The sequence below is a fragment of the Ramlibacter sp. GS1-15 genome, from assembly GCF_057785015.1.
This window is the reverse complement of sequence record NZ_JBYNTU010000001.1, coordinates 2829909-2851960: the sequence shown is the minus strand read 5'-3', so window position 1 is coordinate 2851960 and position 22052 is coordinate 2829909. Positions and strand designations below refer to the sequence as shown.

Sequence of the window (22052 nt, the reverse complement as noted above, 5' to 3'; positions counted from 1 at the left end):
TGAGCTGCCCTACGAAAATTTGCGTGGGGAGGTTCAACATGCTTCTAAAGAGAATATCGATCCGCAATTTCCGCGCGATCCGACAAGCTGAGATTGAAGTGGGAGCGCAGCTTGCGCTGATCGGCGGAAACGGTACCGGAAAGTCTACGGTTCTGCGCGCCTTGGACAAGTTCTATGGCCCATCGGCATCCATGGAAATGGATGATTTTTTTGCGCGTCGGCCGGCGGAAACAGTCATTTCACTGACCTTCACGGCCTTCAGCGCAGAAGAGCGAGGGCGCTTTGGCAGCCGAATTCACAATGACGAGATGACTGTCGCTCGCGTGTTCGATCCGGAATTAGGACGCGCCTCTGGCAGCTACTTCGGCGTGACGTCTCAACATCAAGAGTTCGCGAGGATTCGGTCGCTTGCGACAGGTGAGAAGAGACCCGCCTACACTCAACTCCGCGAAGCCGGTGGAATCTACGCTGATTTGCCTCCACCGGCCCGCGCCGCCGCCGACATAGAGGCTCAGATGTCAGAGTGGGAGGCTAGGCATTCAGAGCATTGCCAATTGCTTCGCGACGATGGCAGATTCTTCGGATTCACGAATGTCGCAAACGGCGCGCTCCAACGATCTACCGCATTCGTATTCATTCCCGCTGTTCGTGATGTTTCGGCGGATGCGCAGGACTCGAAGGGTGCGGTGGTTGCACGACTCCTTGAGCTAGTAGTCAAGAATGTAGTGCAGCAGCGGCAAGACTTTAGGGAATGGAAGAACAGGGTATCCGAAGAATATAAAGCCATCACCAACCCCGATGCGCTCCCTGAGCTCGGAAATCTTGGCGATGACCTGACTTCGACCTTGCAGGCGTACTACCGCGAATCGGCGGTGGAACTAAATTGGAGGCCAGCGGAAGAATTTGCCGTTCCCTTGCCAGCTGCCGATGTTCAACTTGGTGAAGGCGGCTTTGTCGGTCCTGTGAATCGCAAAGGCCACGGGCTGCAGCGGGCACTTATTTTGACCTTGCTGCAGCACCTGGCGAGAGCCGTGGCGACCGCAACTCCGGCGGAAAACGGCAACGACGCGATCGGCGGCGGCGAGGCATTGCCGGGATTGATTCTTGCCATCGAAGAGCCTGAGCTATACCAACACCCACAAAAGCAGCGACACTTTGCGCGGGTGCTTTCGGAGCTCAGCTCGGGGAAGTTGCCCGGGGTGGCTGCGTGCACTCAGGTGCTATTCGCATCTCATAGCCCATTATTTGTCGCCATGGACCGATTCGACGAGATTCGCCTAGCGCGTCGAATTAACCATGAAGGGGCCAATTGCAAGGAATGTGCCTTTACCGAATCCAGCTTAGCGACAGTCACTGAGCGCCTCAGAGCCGCGTATCCGGAGCGCGCTCAGCAGCTTACGCCCGAAGGCCTTCGGGCACGCTTGCACATCATCGGCCCCGAGCTTGCGGAAGGGTTCTTCGCCGAAGCAGTTGTTCTTGTTGAAGGCCTAGGAGACAAAGCCGCTATCACAGCCGCGGCGAGCCTGCGAGGAGTCGATCTTCTTGCTCGAGGGATTGCAGTCGTTGCCGCCGACGGAAAGTCAAACATGGATCGTCCGTATCTGATTTTTCGGGAATTCGGTATTCCCGTCTACGCCATTTGGGATTGCGATCGCGAGGAGAAAGAGATCAACAAGGCGCTTCAACGCGTGTGCGGCGTCCCAGAAGATCAACTTTCACCGGCGAGAACGATCGTTGCGAGGGCCTATGCTTCGTTCGAGGACAGGTTGGAAACGACATTGAAAGCCGAAATTGGCGAGCATCAATTTCATTCCACGTGCGAGGCGATTCGTGCCGAATATGGAATTCCCGAAACCCGAGATCTCCTGAAGTCGGCTTTTGCTGTACGCGAGTTGCTGATGCGTGCAGCCGCCGAGGAATGCCGGTCGCAGACGTTGGACTCAATCGTCACCGAAATAATCAGAATTTCACCGGAACTCGCTTGATCTTCGCTTGAGCGATCAAAGAACTACTGCATCCTGTCCCGGCCATAATCGCCCGCATGCCTTCCTTTGCCGACCTGCGCCTGTCCACGCCGCGCTTGCAGCTGCGGCCCTTCCGCCACGCCGACGCGCCCGACCTGTTCGCCTTCTACTCCGATCCGCAGGTGTATCGCTACATCCCGGTCGGCGGCTGGAATCACGTCGACGAGGCGCACCAGCGCATCGCGCGCGACATCAACATGATGGCCTCGGGCGATCTCCTGCGGCTCGCGGTGGAGCGGTCCGACGACGGACGCGTGATCGGCGAGATCTTGCTGTTCAATTTCGCGAAGGAGAGCCGGCGCGCGGACCTGGGCTACGCGCTCGCGCGCGAGGTGTGGGGCTGCGGCTATGCCGGTGAGGCGGTCGCGCCGCTGGTGCAGTTCGGCTTCAGCGACCTGGACCTGAACCGGCTCGACGCCGTGATCGACCCGCGCAACGCTGCCTCGGCCCGTGTGCTCGAGCGCCTGGGCTTTCGCCACGAGGGCACGCGGCGCGAGCACGCCATCATGCGCGGCGAAGTGGTCGACAGCAGCGTGTACGGCCTGTTGCGCCGCGACTGGGAGGCCGGGAGGCCGAAGGCGTGAGCTTCGTCGCGAAGCCGCTCACGGCCGCCAACTGGCCGGACCTCGAGGCGATCTTCCATGCGCGCGGCTGCTCGGTGGCGCGCCATTGCTGGTGCATGTACTACCGCAAGAGCGGGCGCAGCGATGGGTTCACCAGGGAGCGCGCGGCACGCAATCGCGCCGAGCTGAAGGCGCTCGCGGATGACGGCAGGCAGGTCGGGCTCATCGGCTACCAGGGCGGCGTGCCCGTCGGCTGGGTGTCGTTCGGTCCGCGCGAGGACTTCTCCAAGCTCGCGCGCTCGCCGGTGATGGGGCCGGTGGACGACCAGCCGGTGTGGTCCGTCATCTGCTTCGTGGTGCCTTCCGAGTACCGCAAACAGGGCGTCGCGAAACAGCTGCTCGATGCCGCCGTCGCGTACTGCCGCAGGAAGAAGGTGAAGCTGGTGGAAGCCTACCCGGTCGACCGCGAAGGACGCAGCGCGGACACCAGCATGTGGTTCGGCGCGAAGTCCATGTACGACGCGGCCGGCTTCGAGGAGGTCGCGCGCCGCAAACCCGAGCGGCCCGTCGTGCGGCTGCACCTCGCGCGATGACGCGCATCGCCTTCGAGCGGCCCGACCAGCCGGAGGTGGTCGCGCTCATCGACGAGCTCGATGCCTACCAGAAGCCGCTCTACCCGCCGGAAAGCCACCACGGGATCGCCATCGATGCGCTGATGCGGCCCAACGTGCTGTTCGCCGTCGCGCGCACCGGCGAAGGCGCGGCCGTCGCCTGCGGCGCGGCGGTCGTGAACGACGGCTGGGCGGAGCTCAAGCGCATGTTCGTGCGGCCGGCGCTGCGCGGGCGCGGCATCGCGCAACGGCTCCTCGCCTGTCTCGAGGCCGCAGCGCGCGAGCGGGATGTGGCTCTCATGCGGCTGGAAACGGGCGTTTCGCAGCCCGAGGCGTTGCGCCTCTACGAGCGCGCAGGCTACCGGCTGCGTGGCCCCTTCGGCGGCTACGGGCCCGATCCCCTGAGCGTGTTCATGGAGAAGCCGCTGCGGGCTTAAGATTCGGCGCGAGGAGACCAGCGCATGCGTTTTCGGGTTCTCGCCATCGCACTGTGCGCCGTCGTGGCGGGTTGCACGACCACGTCGCTGACCGGGCTCGACCGAGGCGACAAGGCGCGCACGGAAGTCATCGCGACCGAACGCGCCTTCGCGAAAACCATGGCCGATCGCGACCTGGAAGCCTTCGGCACGTTCCTCTCCGACGAGACCGTGTTCTTCTCCGGGCCGGCGCCGCTGCACGGCAAACAGGCCGTGCTCGATTACTGGTCGCGCTTCTACGCTACGCCGGCGGCGCCGTTCTCGTGGGAGCCCGCGCGGGTCGAGGTGCTCGAAAGCGGGACACTCGCGCTCAGCACGGGGCCGGTGCGCGATCCGGAAGGCAAACTGATCGGTTGCTTCAATTCGATCTGGCGGCAGGAAGCGCCGGGCCGGTGGAAGATCGTCTTCGACCGGGGCAGCGGTCCGCTGGAATGCGAGACCCGGTGACGATGCCATGAACGGGCGTGCCCGCGTCGCGGAATAATCGCGCCATGGAAACCAAATGGCTCGAGGATTTCGTGAGCCTCGCCGAAACCCGCAGCTTCAGCCGCTCCGCGCAGCTGCGGCACGTGACGCAACCCGCGTTCTCGCGCCGCATCCAGGCGCTGGAAGCCTGGGCCGGCACCGACCTCGTCGACCGCAGCTCGTACCCCACGCGCCTCACGCCCGCGGGTGAGACGCTCTACTCGCAGTCGCTGGAGATGCTGCAGGCGCTGCAAAGCACGCGCGCCATGTTGCGAGGGCACGCCTCGGCGGGGCAGGACGTGATCGAGTTCGCCGTGCCTCACACGCTGGCCTTCACGTTCTTTCCGGCGTGGGTGTCCACGGTGCGCGAGAAGTTCGGGCCGATCAAGAGCCGGCTGATCGCGCTGAACGTGCACGACGCCGTGATGCGCCTGGTGGAAGGCAGCTGCGACATCTTCATCGGCTACTACCACTCGTCGCAGCCGTTCCAGCTCGATGCCGACCGCTACGAGATGGTCACCCTGGGGCAGGAGACGCTCGCGCCCTATTGCAAGCCCGATGCGCAGGGCGAGCCGATGTTCAAGCTGCCCGGGCGCGCCGCGCAGCCGCTGCCGTACCTGGGATATGCGCCGGGCGCCTACCTCGGGCGCGTCGCCGACCTGATCCTCAAGCAGTCGCCGGTGGCCATCCACCTCGATCGCATGTACGAGACCGACATGGCCGAAGGCCTGAAGGTGATGGCGCTCGAAGGCCACGGCGTCGCCTTCCTGCCGTCCAGCGCCGTCAAGAAGGAGCTGCGTTCGCGCCGGCTGGTGAGCGCCGCGGCTGGGCTGCAAGGGCTGGAGATGGCGATGGACGTGCGCGCTTATCGGGAGAAACCCGTAGGCAAGGAGCAGCCCAAGGGAACGGCGCAGGCGCTGTGGGACTACCTGCGCAAGACCAACGCGTGAGGACGCGTTATAAATTTTCTGCATAGTCCAGCGCCCATCAGGCATTGGCGTCCGCGCGCTTCATCGCCTACAGTTCGCGCCACCGTGAAAGCACCCTCCCGCATCGAGCACGATTTCCTGGGCGAAAAGCGCATCCCCGCCGATGCGTACTGGGGCGTGCACACCGCGCGCGCGGTCGAGAACTTCCCGATCTCGGGCACGCCGCTGTCGGCGATGCCGGCGCTCATCCGTGCATTCGGCCACGTGAAGAAGGCGGCGGCGCGCGCCAACCTGCAACTCGGTGTGCTGGACGACAAGCGCGCCGGCGCCATCTGCCAAGCCTGCGACCTGCTCGTCGGCGGGCGCTGCCACGACCAGTTCGTGGTGGACGTGATCCAGGGCGGGGCGGGCACGTCCACCAACATGAACGCCAACGAGGTGATCGCCAACCTCGCGCTCGAGACGATGGGGCTCGAGAAGGGCCGCTACGACGCGCTCCACCCGAACGATCACGTCAACGCCTCGCAGAGCACCAACGACGTGTACCCGACGGCGGTGCGGCTGGCCCTGTGGACGGCCATCGACGACCTGCTGAACGCGATGGCCTACCTGCGCGCCGGTTTCGACGCCAAGGCCAGGGAATTCGCCGACGTCCTGAAGATCGGGCGCACCCAGTTGCAGGACGCCGTACCCATGACGCTGGGCCAGGAGTTCTCGACCTACGCGGTGATGATCGAGGAGGACGAAGCGCGGCTGCGCGAAGCGCGCGCGCTGATCCAGGAAGTGAACCTGGGCGCCACCGCGATCGGCACCGGCATCAATGCGCCGCCCGGCTACTCCGCGCTCGCGATCCGGCTGCTCGCCGAAGGATCGGGCATCCCGGTCGTGCCCTCGCACAACCTGGTGGAGGCCACGCAGGACACCGGCGCGTTCGTGCAGCTTTCGGGCGTGCTCAAGCGCGTGGCGACCAAGCTGTCGAAGACCTGCAACGACCTGCGCCTGCTCTCCAGCGGCCCGCAGGCGGGCTTTGCGGACATCAAGTTGCCGCCGCGCCAGGCGGGCTCGTCGATCATGCCGGGCAAGGTGAACCCGGTGATCCCCGAGGTGGTGAACCAGGTGGCGTTCGAGGTGATCGGCAACGACGTGACGGTCACCCTGGCTTCCGAAGCCGGCCAGCTGCAGCTCAATGCCTTCGAGCCCATCATGGGGTGGAGCCTCTTCAAGAGCATCACGCACCTCGCGAATGCGTGCCGCACCTTGCAGGATCACTGCGTGGCGGGCATCGAAGCCAATCGCGACGTGCTGGCCAGGCGCGTGCGCGAATCGGTGACGCTGGTGACGGCGCTCAATCCGATCATCGGCTACGAGAAGGCGGCACTGATCGCGAAGACCGCGATCGCCACCGGCCAGCCCATCGACGTCGTCGCGCAGGAGCTCGGCATCATGACGCGCGAGGAGATGGACGCGCTGCTCGTGCCCGAGAAGCTGACGCAGCCCTTGCGACTTGCCGATCCGAACGGCAAGGCAGGCACGGGGCCTGCTTGAGCAAGGTATCGTTCAGGGTAATCCCGCAACACCAGATCCCTAGAATTTCGTTGTGATTCCATCACCGTTTCATCACAGGAGACCCGCATGAAGAAACAACTGTTGGCCCTCGCTGTCGGCGCGCTCGCCGTCGGCGGCGCCTTCGCGCAGACGAACGACACCGTCGCCAAGGTCAAGCAGACCGGCCAGATCACCATGGGCGTGCGCGATTCGTCGGGCGCGCTGTCGTACACGCTGGGCGACGGCAAGTACGCGGGCTACCACGTCGAGATCTGCCAGAAGATCGTCACGGCGCTGTCCAAGCAGGTCGGCAAGCCCATCGACATCAAGTACCAGCCCGTCACTTCGCAGAACCGCATCCCGCTGGTGCAGAACGGCACCGTGGACATCGAGTGCGGCTCCACCACCAACAACCTGGCGCGCCAGAAGGACGTGGACTTCCTGCACACGACCTACGTCGAGGAAGTGCGCATCGCCACCAAGGCCAGTTCGGGCATCAACGCCATCAAGGACCTGACCGGCAAGACGGTGGCGACCACCACCGGCACGACCTCGGTGCAGCTGCTGCGCAAGCACGAGCGCGCCAACGGCGTCGACTTCAAGGAAGTCTTCGGCAAGGACCACGCCGACAGCTTCCTGCTGCTCGAGTCGGGCCGCGCCGATGCGTTCGTGATGGACGGCCAGATCCTGGCCGGCAACATCGCCAACGCGAAGAACCCGGCCGACTTCAAGATCGTCGGCGAGCCGATCAGCGTCGAGCCGATCGCGATCATGGTCCGCAAGGGCGACACGCTGAAGAAGCTGGGCGACCAGGTGATCGACCAGATGGCCAAGAGCGGCGAGCTGGCCAAGCTCTACGACAAGTGGTTCATGCAGCCGATCCCGCCGAAGAACGCCAAATTGAACCTGCCGGCCAGTGCGGCGACCAAGGCGGCCTGGCAGAACCCGAACGACAAGCCGGTCGAGGACTACCAGAAGAAGTCCTGATCGGGGCAGCGGACGAAGGACGGAAACCCCGCCTCGGGCTTGCCCCGGCGGGGTTTCTGCTTTAAGGTTGAAACGGACGAGCTGCGCCTTGCGCGTGGCCCGAAAAAACAAATGCCACACGAGGGGCCGCCCCAGGAGGGGAATCGCGCATGAGCTGGGATTGGGAAGTTTTCTGCCGCAACACGACCGACAACGTGGTCGAGCCCACCTGCTGGGCCAAGGGCGCGGACATCACGTATTTCGAGTGGATGATCCACGCGTGGGGCTGGACGCTGGCCGTCGCGGGCTGTGCCTGGGTGATCGCGATCGTCGTCGGCTTCCTGGTGGGCACTGCGCGCACCCTGCCGAACAGCCCCGTACTCTCGCGCCTGGCGAACGGGTGGGTCGAGTTGTTCCGCAACGTCCCCATCCTCGTGCAACTGTTCCTGTGGTACTTCGTGGTGCCCAAGGCCTTCCCGTTCTTCCAGCAGGTGCCGGGGTTCCTGCTGGTGATCTTCGCGCTCGGCTTCTTCACTTCCGCGCGCATCGCCGAACAGGTGCGCGCCGGCATCCAGTCGCTGCCGCGCGGGCAGCGCTACGCGGGCATGGCGATGGGTTTCACCACCGCGCAGACCTATCGCTACGTGATCCTGCCGATGGCCTTTCGCATCATCGTGCCGCCGCTCACCAGCGAATCGATGAACCTGCTGAAGAACTCGTCGGTCGCCTTCGCCGTGTCGATCGCGGAGCTCACCTGGTTCGCCACGCAGGCGCAGGAGGAAACCTCGCGCGGCATCGAGATCTACCTGGGCGTGACGGCGCTGTATGCGCTGTCCGCCTTCGCCGTGAACCGCGTGTTCGCGCTGGTCGAGCGCCGCATGCGCATCCCGGGCTTCATCGTCGCCGGCACCGGCGGGGGAGGCCACTGAGATGGGCAATCTCGACCTCACCTGGATCAGCTGGGACGTCATCAGCAAGTTCGTCGCGACGGGCTTCTGGTTCTCGCTCGAGCTCACCGCCATTTCCACGCTGGGCGGCATCATCTTCGGCACGCTGCTCGCGCTGATGCGGCTGTCGGGCAAGACGGCGCTGGTGATGCCGGCCACCTTCTACGTCAACGGCATGCGCTCCATCCCGCTGGTGATGGTGATCCTGTGGTTCTACCTGCTGGTGCCGCTGATCATCGGCCGGCCGATCGGCGCGGAGTATTCGGCCATCATCACCTTCATCGCGTTCGAGGCCGCGTACTTCTCCGAGATCATGCGCGCGGGCATCCAGTCGATCCCGCGCGGGCAGGTCTACGCCGGCCAGGCGCTGGGTATGACCTACGCGCAGCAGATGCGGCTGATCATCCTGCCGCAGGCCTTCCGCAACATGCTGCCCGTGCTGCTGACGCAGACCATCATCCTGTTCCAGGACACCTCCCTGGTCTACGCCATCAGTGCGTACGATCTCCTGAAGGGCTTCCAGAACGCGGGCAAGATCTACGGCCGCACCGAAGAGGCCTACCTCATGGCCGCCATCGTCTATTTCGTCCTCTGCTCCGCGTTGTCCTTCCTCGTGAAGCGACTGCAGCAGAAGATCGCCATCATCCGTTAAGGCACCGGAGAAGAACCATGTCCTCCATGATCGAAATCAAGAACGTCTCCAAGTGGTACGGCCCGGTGCAGGTGCTGACGGACTGCTCGGTCAACATCAACAAGGGCGACGTCGTCGTCGTCTGCGGCCCATCGGGCTCGGGCAAGTCCACGCTCATCAAGACCGTCAATGCGCTGGAGCCGTTCCAGAAGGGCGAGATCTTCGTCGACGGCATCGCCGTGCATGACTCGAAAACGGACCTGCCCAAATTGCGCAGCCGCGTCGGCATGGTGTTCCAGCACTTCGAGCTGTTCCCGCACCTGTCGGTGACGGAGAACCTCACCATCGCGCAGGTGAAGGTGCTGGGCCGCTCGCTGGACGAGGCCCGCGCGCGCGGCCTGAAAATGCTCGACCGCGTGGGCCTCACGGCGCACAAGGACAAGTTCCCCGGCCAGCTCTCGGGCGGCCAGCAGCAGCGCGTGGCCATCGCTCGTGCGCTGTCGATGGACCCGATCGTGATGCTGTTCGACGAACCCACGTCCGCGCTCGACCCCGAGATGGTCGGTGAGGTGCTCGACGTGATGGTGGGTCTGGCCAAGGAAGGCATGACGATGATGGTCGTCACGCACGAGATGGGCTTCGCGCGCAAGGTGGCCAGCCGCGTGATCTTCATCGACGTCGGCGGCCGCATCCTCGAGGACTGCAGCAAGGACGAGTTCTTCGGCAATCCCGATGCGCGCCAGCCGCGCACGAAGGATTTCCTGAACAAGATCCTGGCGCACTGACGCCGCAGCGGTCTGGGACAATACGTCCCATGACCGACCAGATCACGATCACGCGCCCCGACGACTGGCACGTCCACGTGCGGGACGGCGACGCGCTGAAAACCGTGGTGCCGCACACGGCCGCGCAATTCGGCCGCGCGATCATCATGCCGAACCTCAAGCCGCCCGTCACGACGGCGGCGCAGGCCGAGGCCTACCGGCAGCGCATCCTCGCCGCGGTGCCGCCGCGCTTCGCCTTCGAGCCGCTGATGACGCTGTACCTCACGGACAACCTGCCGCCCGAAGAGATCAAGCGTGCCAAGGCCGCCGGCGTCGTCGCGGTGAAGCTCTATCCCGCCGGCGCGACGACCAACAGCGACGCGGGCGTGACGGACATCCGCAAGACCTACAGGACGCTCGAGGCGATGCAGAACCTCGGCCTGCTGCTGCTGGTGCACGGCGAGGTGACGTCGCCCGAGGTCGACGTGTTCGACCGCGAGGCCGTCTTCATCGAGCAGCAGCTGATCCCGCTGCGGCGCGATTTCCCGGAGCTCAGGATCGTGATGGAGCACATCACGACGAAGGATGCGGCGCAGTACGTGCGCGATGCGGACAAGCACCTGGGCGCGACGATCACGGCCCACCACCTGCTCTACAACCGCAACGCGATCTTCACGGGCGGCATCCGGCCGCATTACTACTGCCTGCCGGTGCTCAAGCGCGAGGTGCACCGCGTGGCGCTCGTCGAAGCCGCCACCGGCGGCAGCCCGAAGTTCTTCCTGGGCACCGACAGCGCGCCGCACCCGGCGCACCTGAAGGAACATGCGCTCGGCTGCGCCGGCTGCTACACGGCGCATGCCGCGATCGAGCTGTACGCCGAGGCGTTCGACCAGGCCGGCGCGCTCGACAAGCTGGAAGCCTTCGCGAGTTTCCACGGCCCCGATTTCTACGGCCTGCCGCGCAACGGCGACCGCATCACGCTGCGACGCGAGACGTGGACCGTGCCGGAGAGCTTCGCCTTCGGCGAGGCCAGGCTCAAGCCGCTGGGGGCGGGCGAGACGCTGCAATGGCGACTGGCCTAGGCAGGGGCGCGTTGGTGAATCCGAAGCCTCGCGTTGCCTTGCTGATCGATGCCGACAACGCGCCGGCGTCCAAGATCGATTTGATCCTGAACGAGTTGTCGACGTTCGGCGAAACCAGCATCCGGCGCGCGTACGGCAACTGGAAAAAGGCAGAGCTGAAGGGCTGGGAGGACGCGCTGCACGAGCACGCGATTCGCCCGATGCAGCAGTTCGATTACTCGAAAGGAAAGAACGCGAGCGACATGGCCATGGTCATCGATGCGCTCGATCTGCTGTACACGGACGCCCCGGACGCGTTCGGGATCGTGTCCTCGGACGCAGATTTCACGCCGCTGGTGATGCACCTTCGGGCGAAAGGTGCGGCCGTCTACGGCTTCGGTGCTCGCAAGACGCCCGAGCCGTTCGTCAACGCCTGCTCGCGTTTCCTTTTTCTGGACAAGCTGGAGCCTGGCACCGACCTTGGCGCCGAGTCGGCGCCCACATCGCCTTTGCGAGTGCCGACCGCGCAGTTGAAGCAGGACACCAAGCTCGTGATGCTGCTGCGCAATGCCGTCCAGGCGGCCGCTGACGACGAAGGGTGGGCGCGGGTCGGCGCCGTCGGACAACAGATCGCCAACCAGGCGTCGTTCGACTCGCGCAATTACGGCTACGCCACGTTGACCAAGCTCCTGGCGGCGACTCAGCTCTTCGAGATGGCCGACGAGGGAAAATCGACCGTGGCAGTACGCGACAAGCGCTTCAAGGCCACGCGCCATTGAGGCGGCGCCATGCTCGAAGGCATCGACTGGACCGCGCCCTGGTTCGAACCTTGGCGCGAGGTCGGCGAGCCCGTGTTGCGGGCGTGGCAATGGCAACCCTTGCCCGAGGCGCTCAACGTGTCGGCGGGCGCGCCGGTGCGCTTCGTGCCTCAATCGGAACTGCGGGAGAGCGAGACCTACGAGAGCTTCATCTTCCGCACGCGCACCTGCCCCACGCGCGAGAACGCGCACGACTTCTTCAACGGGCTGGCATGGCTGAAGTTCCCCCAGCTCAAGTCGCGATTGAACGAGCTGCAGGCACAGGAGATCGCGCGCGCGGGTATCGGTGCCAAGCGCGGGCCCGTGCGTGATGCGATCACCGTGCTGGACGAGAACGGGGCGTTCCTCGATGCGCCGCCAGCGCTGTGGGACGCGCTGCTCGCGCGCGAATGGCGGCGCCTGTTCGTGGAGCTGCGCCCGCTCTGGCGCGAGGCACGGCTCGTGATCTTCGGGCATGCGCTGCTGGAGAAGCTGCTCGCGCCGCGCAAGGACCTCACGGCGCATGTCTGGTGCGGCGAGCCGGCCTTCACCGCGACGCGCCTGGCGGACAAGCCGTTCGCGCCGCTGCCGCTGATGGGCATCCCGCTCTGGTGCCCCGGCAACGATGATTTTTCCTTCTATGATGATCCTCTGGTTTTCCGGGTGCCCGGGCGCAGAACGCACGACAACAAGCCCCGGCACCGCCCCGCGCCTTGAACGGCCGCATCGGGCCCCCATCTGGGCCGCGGGGTGAACTGCCCTTTGGAGAAACATCCTTGGCCAAACGCATCTTCCTGTTCCTGGTCACCAACCTCGCCGTCGTGGTGGTGCTGGGCATCGTCGCTTCCCTGCTCGGCGTCAACCGCTACCTGACGGCGCAAGGCATGAACTTCGGCGCGCTGCTCGCGTTCGCGTTCGTGATGGGTTTCGGCGGCGCGATCATCTCGCTGCTCATGTCCAAGCCGATCGCCAAGTGGTCGTCCGGCGTGCAGGTGATCACCGGAAACGAAGGCGCCGACGAGGCCTGGATCGTGAACACCGTGCGCAAGCTCGCCGACAAGGCCGGCATCGGCATGCCCGAGGTCGGCGTCTTCCAGGGCGAACCCAACGCCTTCGCGACCGGTGCGTTCAAGAACAGCGCGCTGGTCGCGGTGTCCACCGGCCTGCTGCAGGGCATGACGCGCGAGGAGGTGGAGGCGGTGATCGGCCACGAGATCTCGCACGTCGCGAACGGCGACATGGTGACCATGACGCTCATCCAGGGTGTGATGAACACCTTCGTCGTGTTCCTGTCGCGCGTGATCGGCTACGTGGTCGACGGCTGGCTCAGCCGCAGCGACGAGCGTCGCGGCCCCGGCATCGGCTACTACGTCACCACCGTCGTGCTGGACATCGTGCTCGGATTCCTGGCGGCGATCATCGTCGCGTGGTTCTCGCGCCAGCGCGAGTTCCGTGCCGACCGCGGCTCGACGGTCCTGCTCGGCAACAAGCAGCCGATGATCCACGCCCTGGCGCGCCTGGGCGGCATGGTGCCGGGCGAGCTGCCCAAGAGCCTGCAAAGCATGGGCATCACCTCGGGTGTGGGCAAGCTGTTTTCGACCCATCCCCCCATCGAGGAACGCATCGCCGCGCTGCAGACCGCGTAAACCGGGCTCCTGATCTTTACCCGACAGCAACACGACAGCGTCAACTCGCAGGCACTCCCGCCGTTGGAGGTGAACCAACCTGGAAAGCGGGAGATTCCATGCGCGCTCATCCTTCTCGAATCGCCGCGGCAGCCGTCGGTGCGGCCGGCTTGCTGATGCTCGGCGGTTGCGTCGTGTATCCGGCCGACCCGTACTACGCCGCGCCTGGTTACGCCTACGGCGCGCAAGGCCCGGTGGTGGTCGCGCCGACGGCGCCGCCGCCGCTCGTGGCCGAAACCTACGGTGTCGCGCCGTACCCCGGTGCGATCTGGATCGGCGGCTACTGGGGCTGGAGTGGCGGCCGCCACGTCTGGACGCCCGGTCGCTGGGAATCGCCGCGGCCGGGCTACCACTGGGTGCCGCGCCGCTGGGACCGCGGGCAGAACGGCTGGGTCCAGCACGGCGGGCACTGGGAACGTCACTAGTTCATTGCTGCTGATGCCGCGAGGCTGGTCGCCACCGCCTCGCCCACCTTGATGCCGTCCACGCCCGCGGACAGGATCCCGCCGGCGTAGCCCGCCCCCTCGCCGGCGGGGTACAGGCCTTTCACGTTCAGGCTCTGGAAGTCCTCCCCGCGCGTGATGCGCACGGGCGACGAGGTGCGCGTCTCCACGCCGGTGAGCACCGCGTCGGGCATATCGAACCCGCGCAGCTTGCGCCCGAACGCGGGCAGCGCCTCGCGCATGGCCTCGATGGCGAAGGCGGGCAGGGCCGCGTGCAGGTCGCCCAGCTTCACGCCCGGCTTGTACGAGGGGATCACGCCGCCGAACTCGCCCGACGCCCGGCCCGCGACGAAGTCGCCCACGAGCTGCCCCGGCGCATCGTAGTTCCCGCCCCCCAGCACGTAGGCGCGCGATTCGAGCTCGCGCTGCAGGACGACACCCGCGAGCGGCCCGCCCGGGTAGTCGCGCTCGGGCTCGATGCCGACGACGATGCCGGCGTTGGCATTGCGCTCGTTGCGCGAATATTGGCTCATGCCGTTGGTGACGACGCGCTGCGGCTCCGACGTCGCGGCCACCACCGTGCCGCCCGGACACATGCAGAAGCTGTAGACCGATCGTCCGTTGCTCGCGTGGTGCACCAGCTTGTAGTCGGCTGCGCCCAGCAGCGGATGGCCCGCGTGCCGGCCCCAGCGGGCGCGATCGACCACGCCTTGCGGATGCTCGATGCGAAAGCCGATCGAGAAGGGCTTGGCCTCCATGTACACGCCGCGCGCGTGCAGCGCCTCGAAGGTGTCGCGCGAGCTGTGCCCCAGCGCCAGAACGACATGGTCGGCGCGCAACTCGCTCACGCTGCCGGTCGCCTGGTCGAGCACCGTGAGGCCGCGCACCTGGCCGCTTTCGACGAGCACGTCGGTCACGCGCTGCTGGAAGCGGATCTCGCCGCCCAGCCGCACGATTTCCTCGCGCATGTTCTCGACCACTTTCACCAGCTTGAAGGTGCCGATGTGCGGGTGCGCCACATACAGGATTTCCTCGGGCGCCCCGGCCTTCACGAACTCCATCATCACCTTGCGGCCGAGGTGGCGCGGGTCCTTGATCTGGCTGTAGAGTTTGCCGTCGGAAAACGTCCCGGCGCCGCCTTCGCCGAACTGCACGTTGCTCTCGGGCTGCAGCTCGCGCTTGCGCCACAGTCCCCAGGTGTCCTTGGTGCGCTCGCGAACGGTCTTGCCGCGCTCGAGGACGATCGGCCGAAAGCCCATCTGCGCGAGCACCAGGGCCGCGAAGATGCCGCAGGGGCCGAACCCGACGACGACGGGCCGGGATGCGGGCGAGGCCTTGGCCAGCACCGGCGGGCGCCACGCCATGTCGGGCGTGCGCGCAAGGTGCGGCGTGCCCTCCAGCTGTTCCAGCAGCGCCGTTTCGCTGGCGACTTCCACGTCGACGATGTAGACCGCGAAGAGCTCGGCCTTGCGGGCGTCGAAGCTGCGCTTGAAGACTTGCAGCCGCGTGATCTGCGACGGTGGCGCCTTCAGCACGCGCGCCGCGGCTTCGCGCAGCGCCGCTTCGGGGTGGACGCCTTCCTCGGCCGGCAATTCGGCCAGGGGCAGCTTGATTTCGGAGATGCGGATCATGGGGCTTCCGGCGCGTGTCGAGCGCGCAATTGAAGTGCGCGGGATAATACCCCCCGTGAAGCCCGCCAGGCCGTCGCTGGTGTTCGCGAGAACACTGGAGGAACGTCCGGACTGCACAGGGCAGCGTAGCAGGTAACTCCTGTCCGCCGTGAGGCGAGGATCAGAGCAACAGAGACGAGTCTTCGCGCCGCAAGGCACGAAGGGTGAAACGGGCAATCTCTACGCGCAGCAATACCAAATAGGTGGACGATGATGCGGCCCGCGGAGTCCACGGGTAGGTAGCACCGAGCCGGCGGAGCGATCCCCGGCCCAGAGGAATGACGGTCACGCCCGGCAACGGGTGCACAGAATCCGGCGTACGGCGGACTTCACACTTTTCCGATCGCATGCGGCGTACGATTTCCGCATGCTTCCCGAATCGATGCTCGCGATGGCCGCGGACACGGACGCGCACCGGCTGGTGCCGGTGCGCAAGCCGCTGCCCGAGCTGGGCGAGCGCGACGTGCTCGTGCGCGTGCTGGCCTGCGGCGTGTGCCGCACCGACCTGCACGTGATCGATGCCGAGCTGCCGCCGCACAAGCCGGGCGTGGTGCCCGGGCACGAGGTGGTGGGCGAAGTGGTCGCGGCGGGCTCCGCGGCGACGCGCTTCGAGCCCGGCGATCGCATCGGCATTCCCTGGCTCGGCCACACCTGCGGCCATTGCGACTTCTGCCGCATGCAGCGCGAGAACCTGTGCGACGCGCCGCAGTTCACCGGCTACGACCGCGACGGCGGTTATGCGCAGTACTGCGCGGCCGACGAGCGCTTCTGCTTCGCGCTGCCTCCTGCTTACGACGACCTGCATGCCGCGCCGCTGCTGTGCGCCGGCCTGATCGGCTTTCGCACCTGGCGCATCGGCGGCGGCGCGGCAGCCAGGCGCATCGGCCTCTGGGGCTTCGGCGCGGCGGCGCACATCGTGTGCCAGCTTGCCGTCGCGCAGGGGCAGGAGGTCCATGCGTTCACGCGGCGCGGCGACGCGGTGGGCCAGGCCTTCGCGCGCGAGCTCGGCGCCGTGTGGGCCGGGGCCAGCGACGAACCCCCGCCGCGAGAGCTCGATGCCAGCCTCATCTTCGCGCCCGCCGGCGCGCTCGTGCCCGCGGCGCTCGCCGTCACGCGCAAGGGCGGAGCGGTCGTTTGCGGTGGCATCCACATGAGCCCGATCCCGTCGTTCGAGTATTCGCTGCTGTGGGGCGAGCGCGAACTGAAGTCCGTCGCGAATCTCACGCGCGAGGACGGCGAATCCTTCTTTCGCCTGCTCGTCGACGCGCCGGTGACGACGCACGTGCAGCCGTTTGCGCTGCGCGACGCGAACGAGGCGATCGCCGCCGTCCGGGCGGGCACACTCCGGGGTGCGGCCGTGCTCGTGCCGTAGAGAGGGCATCCATGCTTGTTTCGTCGCGGGTACGCCGGACGGCGGCCATCGCTCTGCTGGCCGGCATCCTGTCCTGGGCCGCCTGCGCCCAGCAAGCGCATCCCTCCGGCATTCCCGTCGATCTGGTCGTGCCGTCGCCGCCGCGGCCCATCAGCGCGGAGGGAAAGCAGCACCTCGTCTACGAGCTGCACATGACCAACTTCGGGCGCGCCGAGCTGACGCTGGAGCGCATCGACGTCCTGTCGGGCGACGGCCGTTCGGTGTTGGCAACCTACACCGGCGAGGCGCTCGAGGGTGTGCTGCTGCGGCCCGGTGTGCCCGCGCCAGCCGGCAAGCGTGTGATCGGCCCTGGGCTGCGCGCCGTGGCTTTCATCGACGTGGTCGCTCCCGCGTCGACCTTGGCGCCCCAACGCCTGCATCATCGCCTCACCTTCCAGCCGGTAACGCCGCCGAACGCGCCGGTGCAGAGCATCTCCGAAGGCGGCGTGGTGGAGGTGGGGGCGACCGCGGCAGCGCTCGGCCCGCCGCTGGCCGGACCGGGCTGGCTGGCGCTGCACGGCCTGTCCAACGAATCCACGCACCGCCGCACGCTGCTGGCGATCGACGGGCGGGCGCGCATCGCCCAGCGCTTCGCCGTCGACTGGACGCGCATCGCGGCGGACGGCCAGGTATTCCACGGTGACCCCTCGAACAACGCCAACTGGTCGCCGTACGGCGCCGCGGTCCTGGCGGTCGCGGACGGGCGCGTGGTCGAAGTGCAGGACGGCATCCCGGAAAACGACCCCACCGCCTCCACCAAGGCGGTTCCGATCACGCTCACCACCGTCGGCGGCAACTTCGTCATCCTGGACATCGGAGGCGGCCGCTACGCGTTCTACGCGCACCTGCAGCCGGGATCGCTCTGCGTCCGGGTCGGCGACCGCGTGCGCCGGGGGCAGGTACTCGCTCGGCTGGGCAATTCCGGCCAGTCGGATGCGCCGCACCTGCATCTGCACATCGTCGATGCGCCGTCGCCGCTTGCGGCCGAAGGCCTGCCCATGGTGTTCGAGCGCTTCGCGATCCAGGGCCGTGTGCCGACGCTGAAGGTGCTCACCGACGGCACCGGCTGGAAGCCGCCAGGTGGGGCGCAGGAAGTTGCCAACGAGATGCCGGTCGAGAATGCGGTCGTGGAATTTCCCGCGGCGGCGGGCGCGCAGGACTGCACAGGGAAATGAGCGTCCGCTCTTAACGGCAGGTCGCGGCGCCGCCGGCCTTCAGCGCGAGCGCACGTTCCTCGGTCGCGGGATGGCTGCTGAGCATGGTCGCGAGCCGGGGCGCGCGCGCACCGGCGCTGCGTTCGAGCGCGAGCAGCAGGTCCGCCATCGGTGAGGTCGGCAAGCCCTGCCTGCGCATCAACGCGACGGCGAAGCAGTCGGCTTCGGTCTCGTGTTCGCGGCGGTAGGCGAGGCCCGTCAGTGCCGAGCCCGCCACGGACGCGAGGGTCGACACATCGCCCAGCGCCAGCCCGAGCCCGACGTTCAGCACGGCCTGTTCCACGACAAGCCGCGTCGTGTGGCGATGGACCACGTGCCCGATCTCGTGCGCGAGCACGCCGAGCAGCGCGTCGTCGGGCCGTGCTAGCCGTTGCGCCTCCTCGACGATCGCGTCGGTCATCACGATGGTGCCGCCCGGCAGCGCGAACGCGTTGGCCGGCATGCCCGAGCGGAACTGCAGCGAGTACGGCGGTGCGTAGCCGCGATAGCGTTGCAGGCCCGGATCGACGCCGCGCACGAGGTCGTCGAACCGTGCGCGCAGTTGCTGCTGGCGTTCCGTCGGCAGCCGGCTCGGCTTGAGCCAGCTTGCGTCCAGATCGCCCATCGCGCGCTGGGCCAGGCCGACTTCCCAGGCCAGCGGCACTTCGCGCGTGAGCTGGGTCGCCGCCCACGGCGTGCCCCAGCGGTAGAAGGCCCACAGACCCATCGCCGCCGCGGCCAGCACGATGACGAACACCCGCCAGCGTGTCTGCATGCGCTGGGCAAGCGTGGGCCGTCCGCCCGCGGCGTCGAATTCGGCGCGCCATGCGGCGGGATCGTCGATCTCGAGCACGCCGGCCTCGTGCAGGTCGACGGTGACAGTGCGCGGTGACCGCCCGGCGCTCCAGGCCTCGGGCCATTCGATGTCGCGCGCCGCGAACGTCGCTTGGCGCGCCCTGCCGTCGATGGCGGTGACGGTGAGCTCGGGGCCGCCCTTCGCGGCTGCGAGCGCGACGAGCACCGGCCGCGCCTGGCTGCTGCGGCCGTCGAACCAGCGTCCGCGGATGGGCGTTGCCGTCATGCGCGCGTCAGCCGACGAGGTCCAGGCCGACCGCATCGGCGATCGCGTCGCCCACGCCGCCTTGCTGCTGGCGCGCGAGCTGCCCCGCGAGCTGGTCCAGGCCGCCCTTCACGTGCAGCGTGACCGATTCCGTCTTCATGCGATGCTCGCTCACGCGGGCGAAGGGGCGCCAGAACCCGAGCGTGACGAGTGTGAGCACGATGTTGCGCACGCGCACGCCGACGTAACGCCACGGCTTCAGCTTGCACCTGAACCGCGCGATGCGGCTCACGCCGACGTTGTTCCACACGAGCTGGAACATGCGCGCCTCGCGGTAGGCGCGCGCGGGCGAGGAGCCCAGGATCAGCGCGAAGAGGATGGCGAGCGGGATCAGCACGAACAACATGGCGATCTTCCCCGAATCCGGCGCCGCGCCGCGCAGGCCGCCCCCACTGCCCGCCAGCGCCAGGAACAGGCCCGTGAGCAGCGCGATCACCACGACCATGGACACCGCGAACACGGCGATCGTGGCCATCCAGATGCGCACGAAGTCCGCATACACGGGTTTCCAGCGGCCGGTCTCGCCGCCGATGTGCGCGCGCAGCACCAGCAGGCTCTTGTAGTTGTATTCGAGCCGGACCACGCACAGGATGGTGATGACGAGCCCCGCGGCTGCGAGCAGCCAGAGCACGGCGGGCACGTGCGGCAGCCGCGGTGCGCGGCCGGGCGCTGCGTCCGGCAGGGGGCCGAGCATCGCGCCGAACGCGAAGGTGATGGCGATCCAGACGGCCGCAATGCCGAACACCGGCCAGCTCGCCTTGTAGACCTCGCCCCAGGTGGGCGAGAACTGCAGGCGCAGCCCGCGCCAGCGCGTGGCGCTCAGGCGAAAGCGCATGCCGCTCGCCCAGAAGTAGGGCGCCATCGCCGCGCCGGCCAGCATCAACAGGGAGGCGGCCGTGTCCTGCCCGGTCCCGGCGGCGATCTTGAACGCCGCGTACAGCGCGACGAGGATCAGGAAGCCGAACACCATCTTGCGCTGCTGCGCGGTGAACTCCAGCGGGCTGCCGGCCACGTCGGTGTGGCCGAAGAAATACTGCGCGGTGCGGCGGCGCGCGAACGGCGTGTAAAGGCCCAGGGTCACGATCGTGAGCAGCACGTTCACGATCCACACGCGGAAATATTCGCCACCGGTGCCGGTGAAGCGCAATTCGAAGGCCTCGATACCGGCCCGCGGCTGGTTCGTATTCATCTTTCCCGTCCTCCCCTCAGAGTCGGGACCAGTTTAGCCGCTAGGCTGCGAGTCCGAGCGACTCGATCCGCTGCACGTGCGCCAGCAGCGAGCGCTGTGCCACCGGCCACATGCGCGGGGGCACGTCGTCGTAGGCGAGCTCCACCCATTCCTCCATCGAACCGGCCGGCTTCGCGCGCATTGCGGCGACGATCTTCGCCTCTCGCTGCAGGCGGTGTGCCTTCAGGTGCGCGATCGCTAGGGGCGCGAAGCCGAGCACCCAGCCGTGCGCGGGCAGGATGAACTCGATGCCGTCCTGCGCGCAGGCGGCCGCGAGCTTGTCCAGCGACTCGAGGTAGGCCGTCATATCGCCGTCGGGTGGGTCGATCACCGTGGTGCTGCCGTTCAGGATGTGGTCGCCCGAGAAGAGCAGGGCATCCTCCACGAGCACGAGGCAGGTGTGGTTGGCGGCATGGCCGGGCGTGTGGATCGCGCGCAGCGTGTGGCGCACGCCGCCACCCTCGACGAACACCTCCTCGCCGTCGGCAAGCTCCCGGTCGGGCCGGAACTTGCTGGCGGGACGCGCGGTCGGTTTCGACGCCTGTCCCAGGATGGGCGGCTTCTTCGCGCACAGCGCCTGCAAAGGCCGCGCCCCCGGCGAATGGTCCGGGTGCGAGTGCGTACACACGATCAGGCGGATGTCGCCGCCCGCGGTGCGCCACAGGCGCTCGATGTGTTCGGGATCGTGAGGCCCCGGATCGATCGCGATGTAACCCGTGGCCGGATCGCCCACGAGATAGCTGTTGGTGCCGGGGCCGGTCATCACACCGGGGTTGGGCGCCGTCACGCGCGTGACGTTCTTCAGCAGCGGCACCGGCTGGTCGGCGCGCCAGTCGAGGTGGTGCACGAGCTGGCCGTCGGGGCTGACGAGCGCGAGCTCGCCATAGGCCATGTCGTGCTCCATGAAGCGTGCGTCCGCGCCTTTCAGGAATCCCGCGCGCGGGCAGCTGCTCCACAGCGGCTTCTCGCCGGCGCAGGCGGCGAGCACGTCGTCGACCTTGGCGAACTTCGCCAGCCGCTCCAGCGTGCGGATGGTCGGGAAGATCATGAAGAAGCTGCCTTGCTCATGACGCTTGAGCGCATCGGCCGGGCGCACCCACACGGGTTCGAACTGCTCCGCCTCGTCGGCGACCGGCACCTGGCCTTCCGGCATGCGGGCGACCAGGAACGAAACGTCGAAGCGGCGCGGCAGGTCGCGGTCGGTGATCCAGTGCGCGAGCACGAACAGGCGGCTCGCATCGAGCGTGAGGCCGAGCTCCTCGAAGCTCTCGCGCACGGCCGCCGCCGCGGGCGTCTCCCCCGGCTCCATCACGCCGCCCGGAAAGACGTACGCGCCGGGCGCGAAGCTCGCCGTGGCCGACCGGCGCGTCATCAGCACTTCGAGGCCCTGCGGCGTGTCGCGCAGCAGCAGGACGGTCGCGGCCGGCCGCGTCGGGGCGGGCTCGCGCTGGGGATGCAGCAACTGGGTGGCTCGGACCATGCGGAAGATTATGGGCCTGCATGCGAAATCTCTTCGATAATCA

General features: G+C 67.2%; 22 protein-coding genes and 1 other RNA gene. 19 read left to right on the top strand and 4 right to left on the bottom strand.

Annotation, left to right across the window (positions count from 1 at the left end; genetic code table 11):
* The first annotated feature begins 38 nt into the window (after positions 1 to 38).
* The 16 genes from AC3EF3_RS14235 to AC3EF3_RS14160 all read left to right on the top strand — a co-directional run bounded on the left by AC3EF3_RS14235 (position 39) and on the right by AC3EF3_RS14160 (position 13889).
* Entirely contained in the window at positions 39 to 1985 is a 1947-nt protein-coding gene (locus AC3EF3_RS14235; protein WP_488532801.1) for an ATP-dependent nuclease, read from the top strand.
* Positions 1986 to 2041: 56 nt separating this feature from the next.
* Positions 2042 to 2608 (top strand): GNAT family N-acetyltransferase, encoded by a 567-nt coding sequence (locus AC3EF3_RS14230; RefSeq protein ID WP_488532800.1) that lies wholly within the window; start codon positions 2042 to 2044, stop codon positions 2606 to 2608.
* Complete coding sequence (locus tag AC3EF3_RS14225; protein WP_488532799.1) at positions 2605 to 3180, top strand: GNAT family N-acetyltransferase; 576 nt, start codon at positions 2605 to 2607, stop codon at positions 3178 to 3180. Before AC3EF3_RS14230 ends, AC3EF3_RS14225 begins: the two co-directional genes overlap by 4 nt.
* Complete coding sequence (locus AC3EF3_RS14220) at positions 3177 to 3635, top strand: GNAT family N-acetyltransferase (RefSeq protein ID WP_488532798.1); 459 nt, start codon at positions 3177 to 3179, stop codon at positions 3633 to 3635. Before AC3EF3_RS14225 ends, AC3EF3_RS14220 begins: the two co-directional genes overlap by 4 nt.
* Positions 3636 to 3659: 24 nt before the next feature.
* Positions 3660 to 4121 (top strand): YybH family protein, encoded by a 462-nt coding sequence (locus tag AC3EF3_RS14215; protein ID WP_488532797.1) that lies wholly within the window; start codon positions 3660 to 3662, stop codon positions 4119 to 4121.
* Positions 4122 to 4165: 44 nt separating this feature from the next.
* Positions 4166 to 5089, top strand: a complete 924-nt coding sequence (locus AC3EF3_RS14210; protein WP_488532796.1) for a LysR substrate-binding domain-containing protein — start codon at positions 4166 to 4168, stop codon at positions 5087 to 5089.
* Positions 5090 to 5173: 84 nt separating this feature from the next.
* Positions 5174 to 6613: an aspartate ammonia-lyase gene (gene aspA, locus AC3EF3_RS14205; RefSeq protein WP_488532795.1), complete on the top strand. Its 1440-nt coding sequence runs from the start codon at positions 5174 to 5176 to the stop codon at positions 6611 to 6613.
* A gap of 87 nt (positions 6614 to 6700) precedes the next feature.
* On the top strand, positions 6701 to 7600 hold the full coding sequence (locus AC3EF3_RS14200) for a transporter substrate-binding domain-containing protein (protein ID WP_488532794.1): 900 nt from the start codon (positions 6701 to 6703) through the stop codon (positions 7598 to 7600).
* Between the two features lie 149 nt (positions 7601 to 7749).
* Positions 7750 to 8508 (top strand): amino acid ABC transporter permease, encoded by a 759-nt coding sequence (locus tag AC3EF3_RS14195; protein WP_488532793.1) that lies wholly within the window; start codon positions 7750 to 7752, stop codon positions 8506 to 8508.
* A 1-nt stretch (position 8509) separates the two neighbouring features.
* The gene (locus tag AC3EF3_RS14190) at positions 8510 to 9178 is read left to right on the top strand and encodes an amino acid ABC transporter permease (RefSeq protein ID WP_488532792.1); all 669 of its coding nucleotides are present in this window, start codon (positions 8510 to 8512) and stop codon (positions 9176 to 9178) included.
* Between the two features lie 26 nt (positions 9179 to 9204).
* A complete protein-coding gene (locus AC3EF3_RS14185) occupies positions 9205 to 9942 on the top strand; it encodes an amino acid ABC transporter ATP-binding protein (protein ID WP_488533798.1) in 738 nt (245 codons plus the stop codon).
* A 29-nt stretch (positions 9943 to 9971) separates the two neighbouring features.
* Positions 9972 to 11003, top strand: a complete 1032-nt coding sequence (pyrC, locus tag AC3EF3_RS14180) for a dihydroorotase (RefSeq protein ID WP_488532791.1) — start codon at positions 9972 to 9974, stop codon at positions 11001 to 11003.
* Entirely contained in the window at positions 10988 to 11761 is a 774-nt protein-coding gene (locus AC3EF3_RS14175; protein ID WP_488532790.1) for an NYN domain-containing protein, read from the top strand. Before pyrC ends, AC3EF3_RS14175 begins: the two co-directional genes overlap by 16 nt.
* Before the next feature lie 9 nt (positions 11762 to 11770).
* Positions 11771 to 12496, top strand: a complete 726-nt coding sequence (locus tag AC3EF3_RS14170) for a DUF3025 domain-containing protein (RefSeq protein WP_488532789.1) — start codon at positions 11771 to 11773, stop codon at positions 12494 to 12496.
* A gap of 59 nt (positions 12497 to 12555) precedes the next feature.
* Positions 12556 to 13425 carry a protease HtpX gene (gene htpX, locus AC3EF3_RS14165; RefSeq protein ID WP_488532788.1) on the top strand — a complete coding sequence of 290 codons (870 nt, stop codon included), beginning with the start codon at positions 12556 to 12558 and terminating at the stop codon, positions 13423 to 13425.
* A 98-nt stretch (positions 13426 to 13523) separates the two neighbouring features.
* Positions 13524 to 13889 carry a hypothetical protein gene (locus AC3EF3_RS14160; protein WP_488532787.1) on the top strand — a complete coding sequence of 122 codons (366 nt, stop codon included), beginning with the start codon at positions 13524 to 13526 and terminating at the stop codon, positions 13887 to 13889.
* On the opposite strand, the gene AC3EF3_RS14155 is transcribed toward AC3EF3_RS14160, so the two are convergent.
* Positions 13886 to 15538 (bottom strand): NAD(P)/FAD-dependent oxidoreductase, encoded by a 1653-nt coding sequence (locus AC3EF3_RS14155; RefSeq protein WP_488532786.1) that lies wholly within the window; start codon positions 15536 to 15538, stop codon positions 13886 to 13888. The genes AC3EF3_RS14160 and AC3EF3_RS14155 overlap by 4 nt on opposite strands.
* Before the next feature lie 57 nt (positions 15539 to 15595).
* On the opposite strand from AC3EF3_RS14155, the gene rnpB reads away from it, so the two are divergent.
* The 3 genes from rnpB to AC3EF3_RS14140 all read left to right on the top strand — a co-directional run bounded on the left by rnpB (position 15596) and on the right by AC3EF3_RS14140 (position 18163).
* Positions 15596 to 15912: RNase P RNA component class A (rnpB, locus tag AC3EF3_RS14150), an RNA gene on the top strand.
* A 47-nt stretch (positions 15913 to 15959) separates the two neighbouring features.
* Positions 15960 to 16949, top strand: coding sequence for a zinc-dependent alcohol dehydrogenase family protein (locus AC3EF3_RS14145; RefSeq protein ID WP_488533797.1), 990 nt, complete (start codon positions 15960 to 15962; stop codon positions 16947 to 16949).
* A gap of 11 nt (positions 16950 to 16960) precedes the next feature.
* On the top strand, positions 16961 to 18163 hold the full coding sequence (locus tag AC3EF3_RS14140) for a M23 family metallopeptidase (protein ID WP_488532785.1): 1203 nt from the start codon (positions 16961 to 16963) through the stop codon (positions 18161 to 18163).
* A gap of 10 nt (positions 18164 to 18173) precedes the next feature.
* Here the strand turns inward: AC3EF3_RS14140 and AC3EF3_RS14135 are convergent, their stop codons facing one another.
* From AC3EF3_RS14135 to AC3EF3_RS14125, 3 genes are read right to left on the bottom strand one after another with little or no spacing between them, the layout of a single operon-like run.
* A complete protein-coding gene (locus AC3EF3_RS14135; RefSeq protein ID WP_488532784.1) occupies positions 18174 to 19262 on the bottom strand; it encodes a M48 family metallopeptidase in 1089 nt (362 codons plus the stop codon).
* 7 nt (positions 19263 to 19269) lie between these two features.
* On the bottom strand, positions 19270 to 20490 hold the full coding sequence (locus AC3EF3_RS14130) for a YjgN family protein (RefSeq protein ID WP_488532783.1): 1221 nt from the start codon (positions 20488 to 20490) through the stop codon (positions 19270 to 19272).
* Between the two features lie 40 nt (positions 20491 to 20530).
* Positions 20531 to 22009 carry an MBL fold metallo-hydrolase gene (locus AC3EF3_RS14125; protein WP_488532782.1) on the bottom strand — a complete coding sequence of 493 codons (1479 nt, stop codon included), beginning with the start codon at positions 22007 to 22009 and terminating at the stop codon, positions 20531 to 20533.
* Positions 22010 to 22052: the final 43 nt, after the last annotated feature.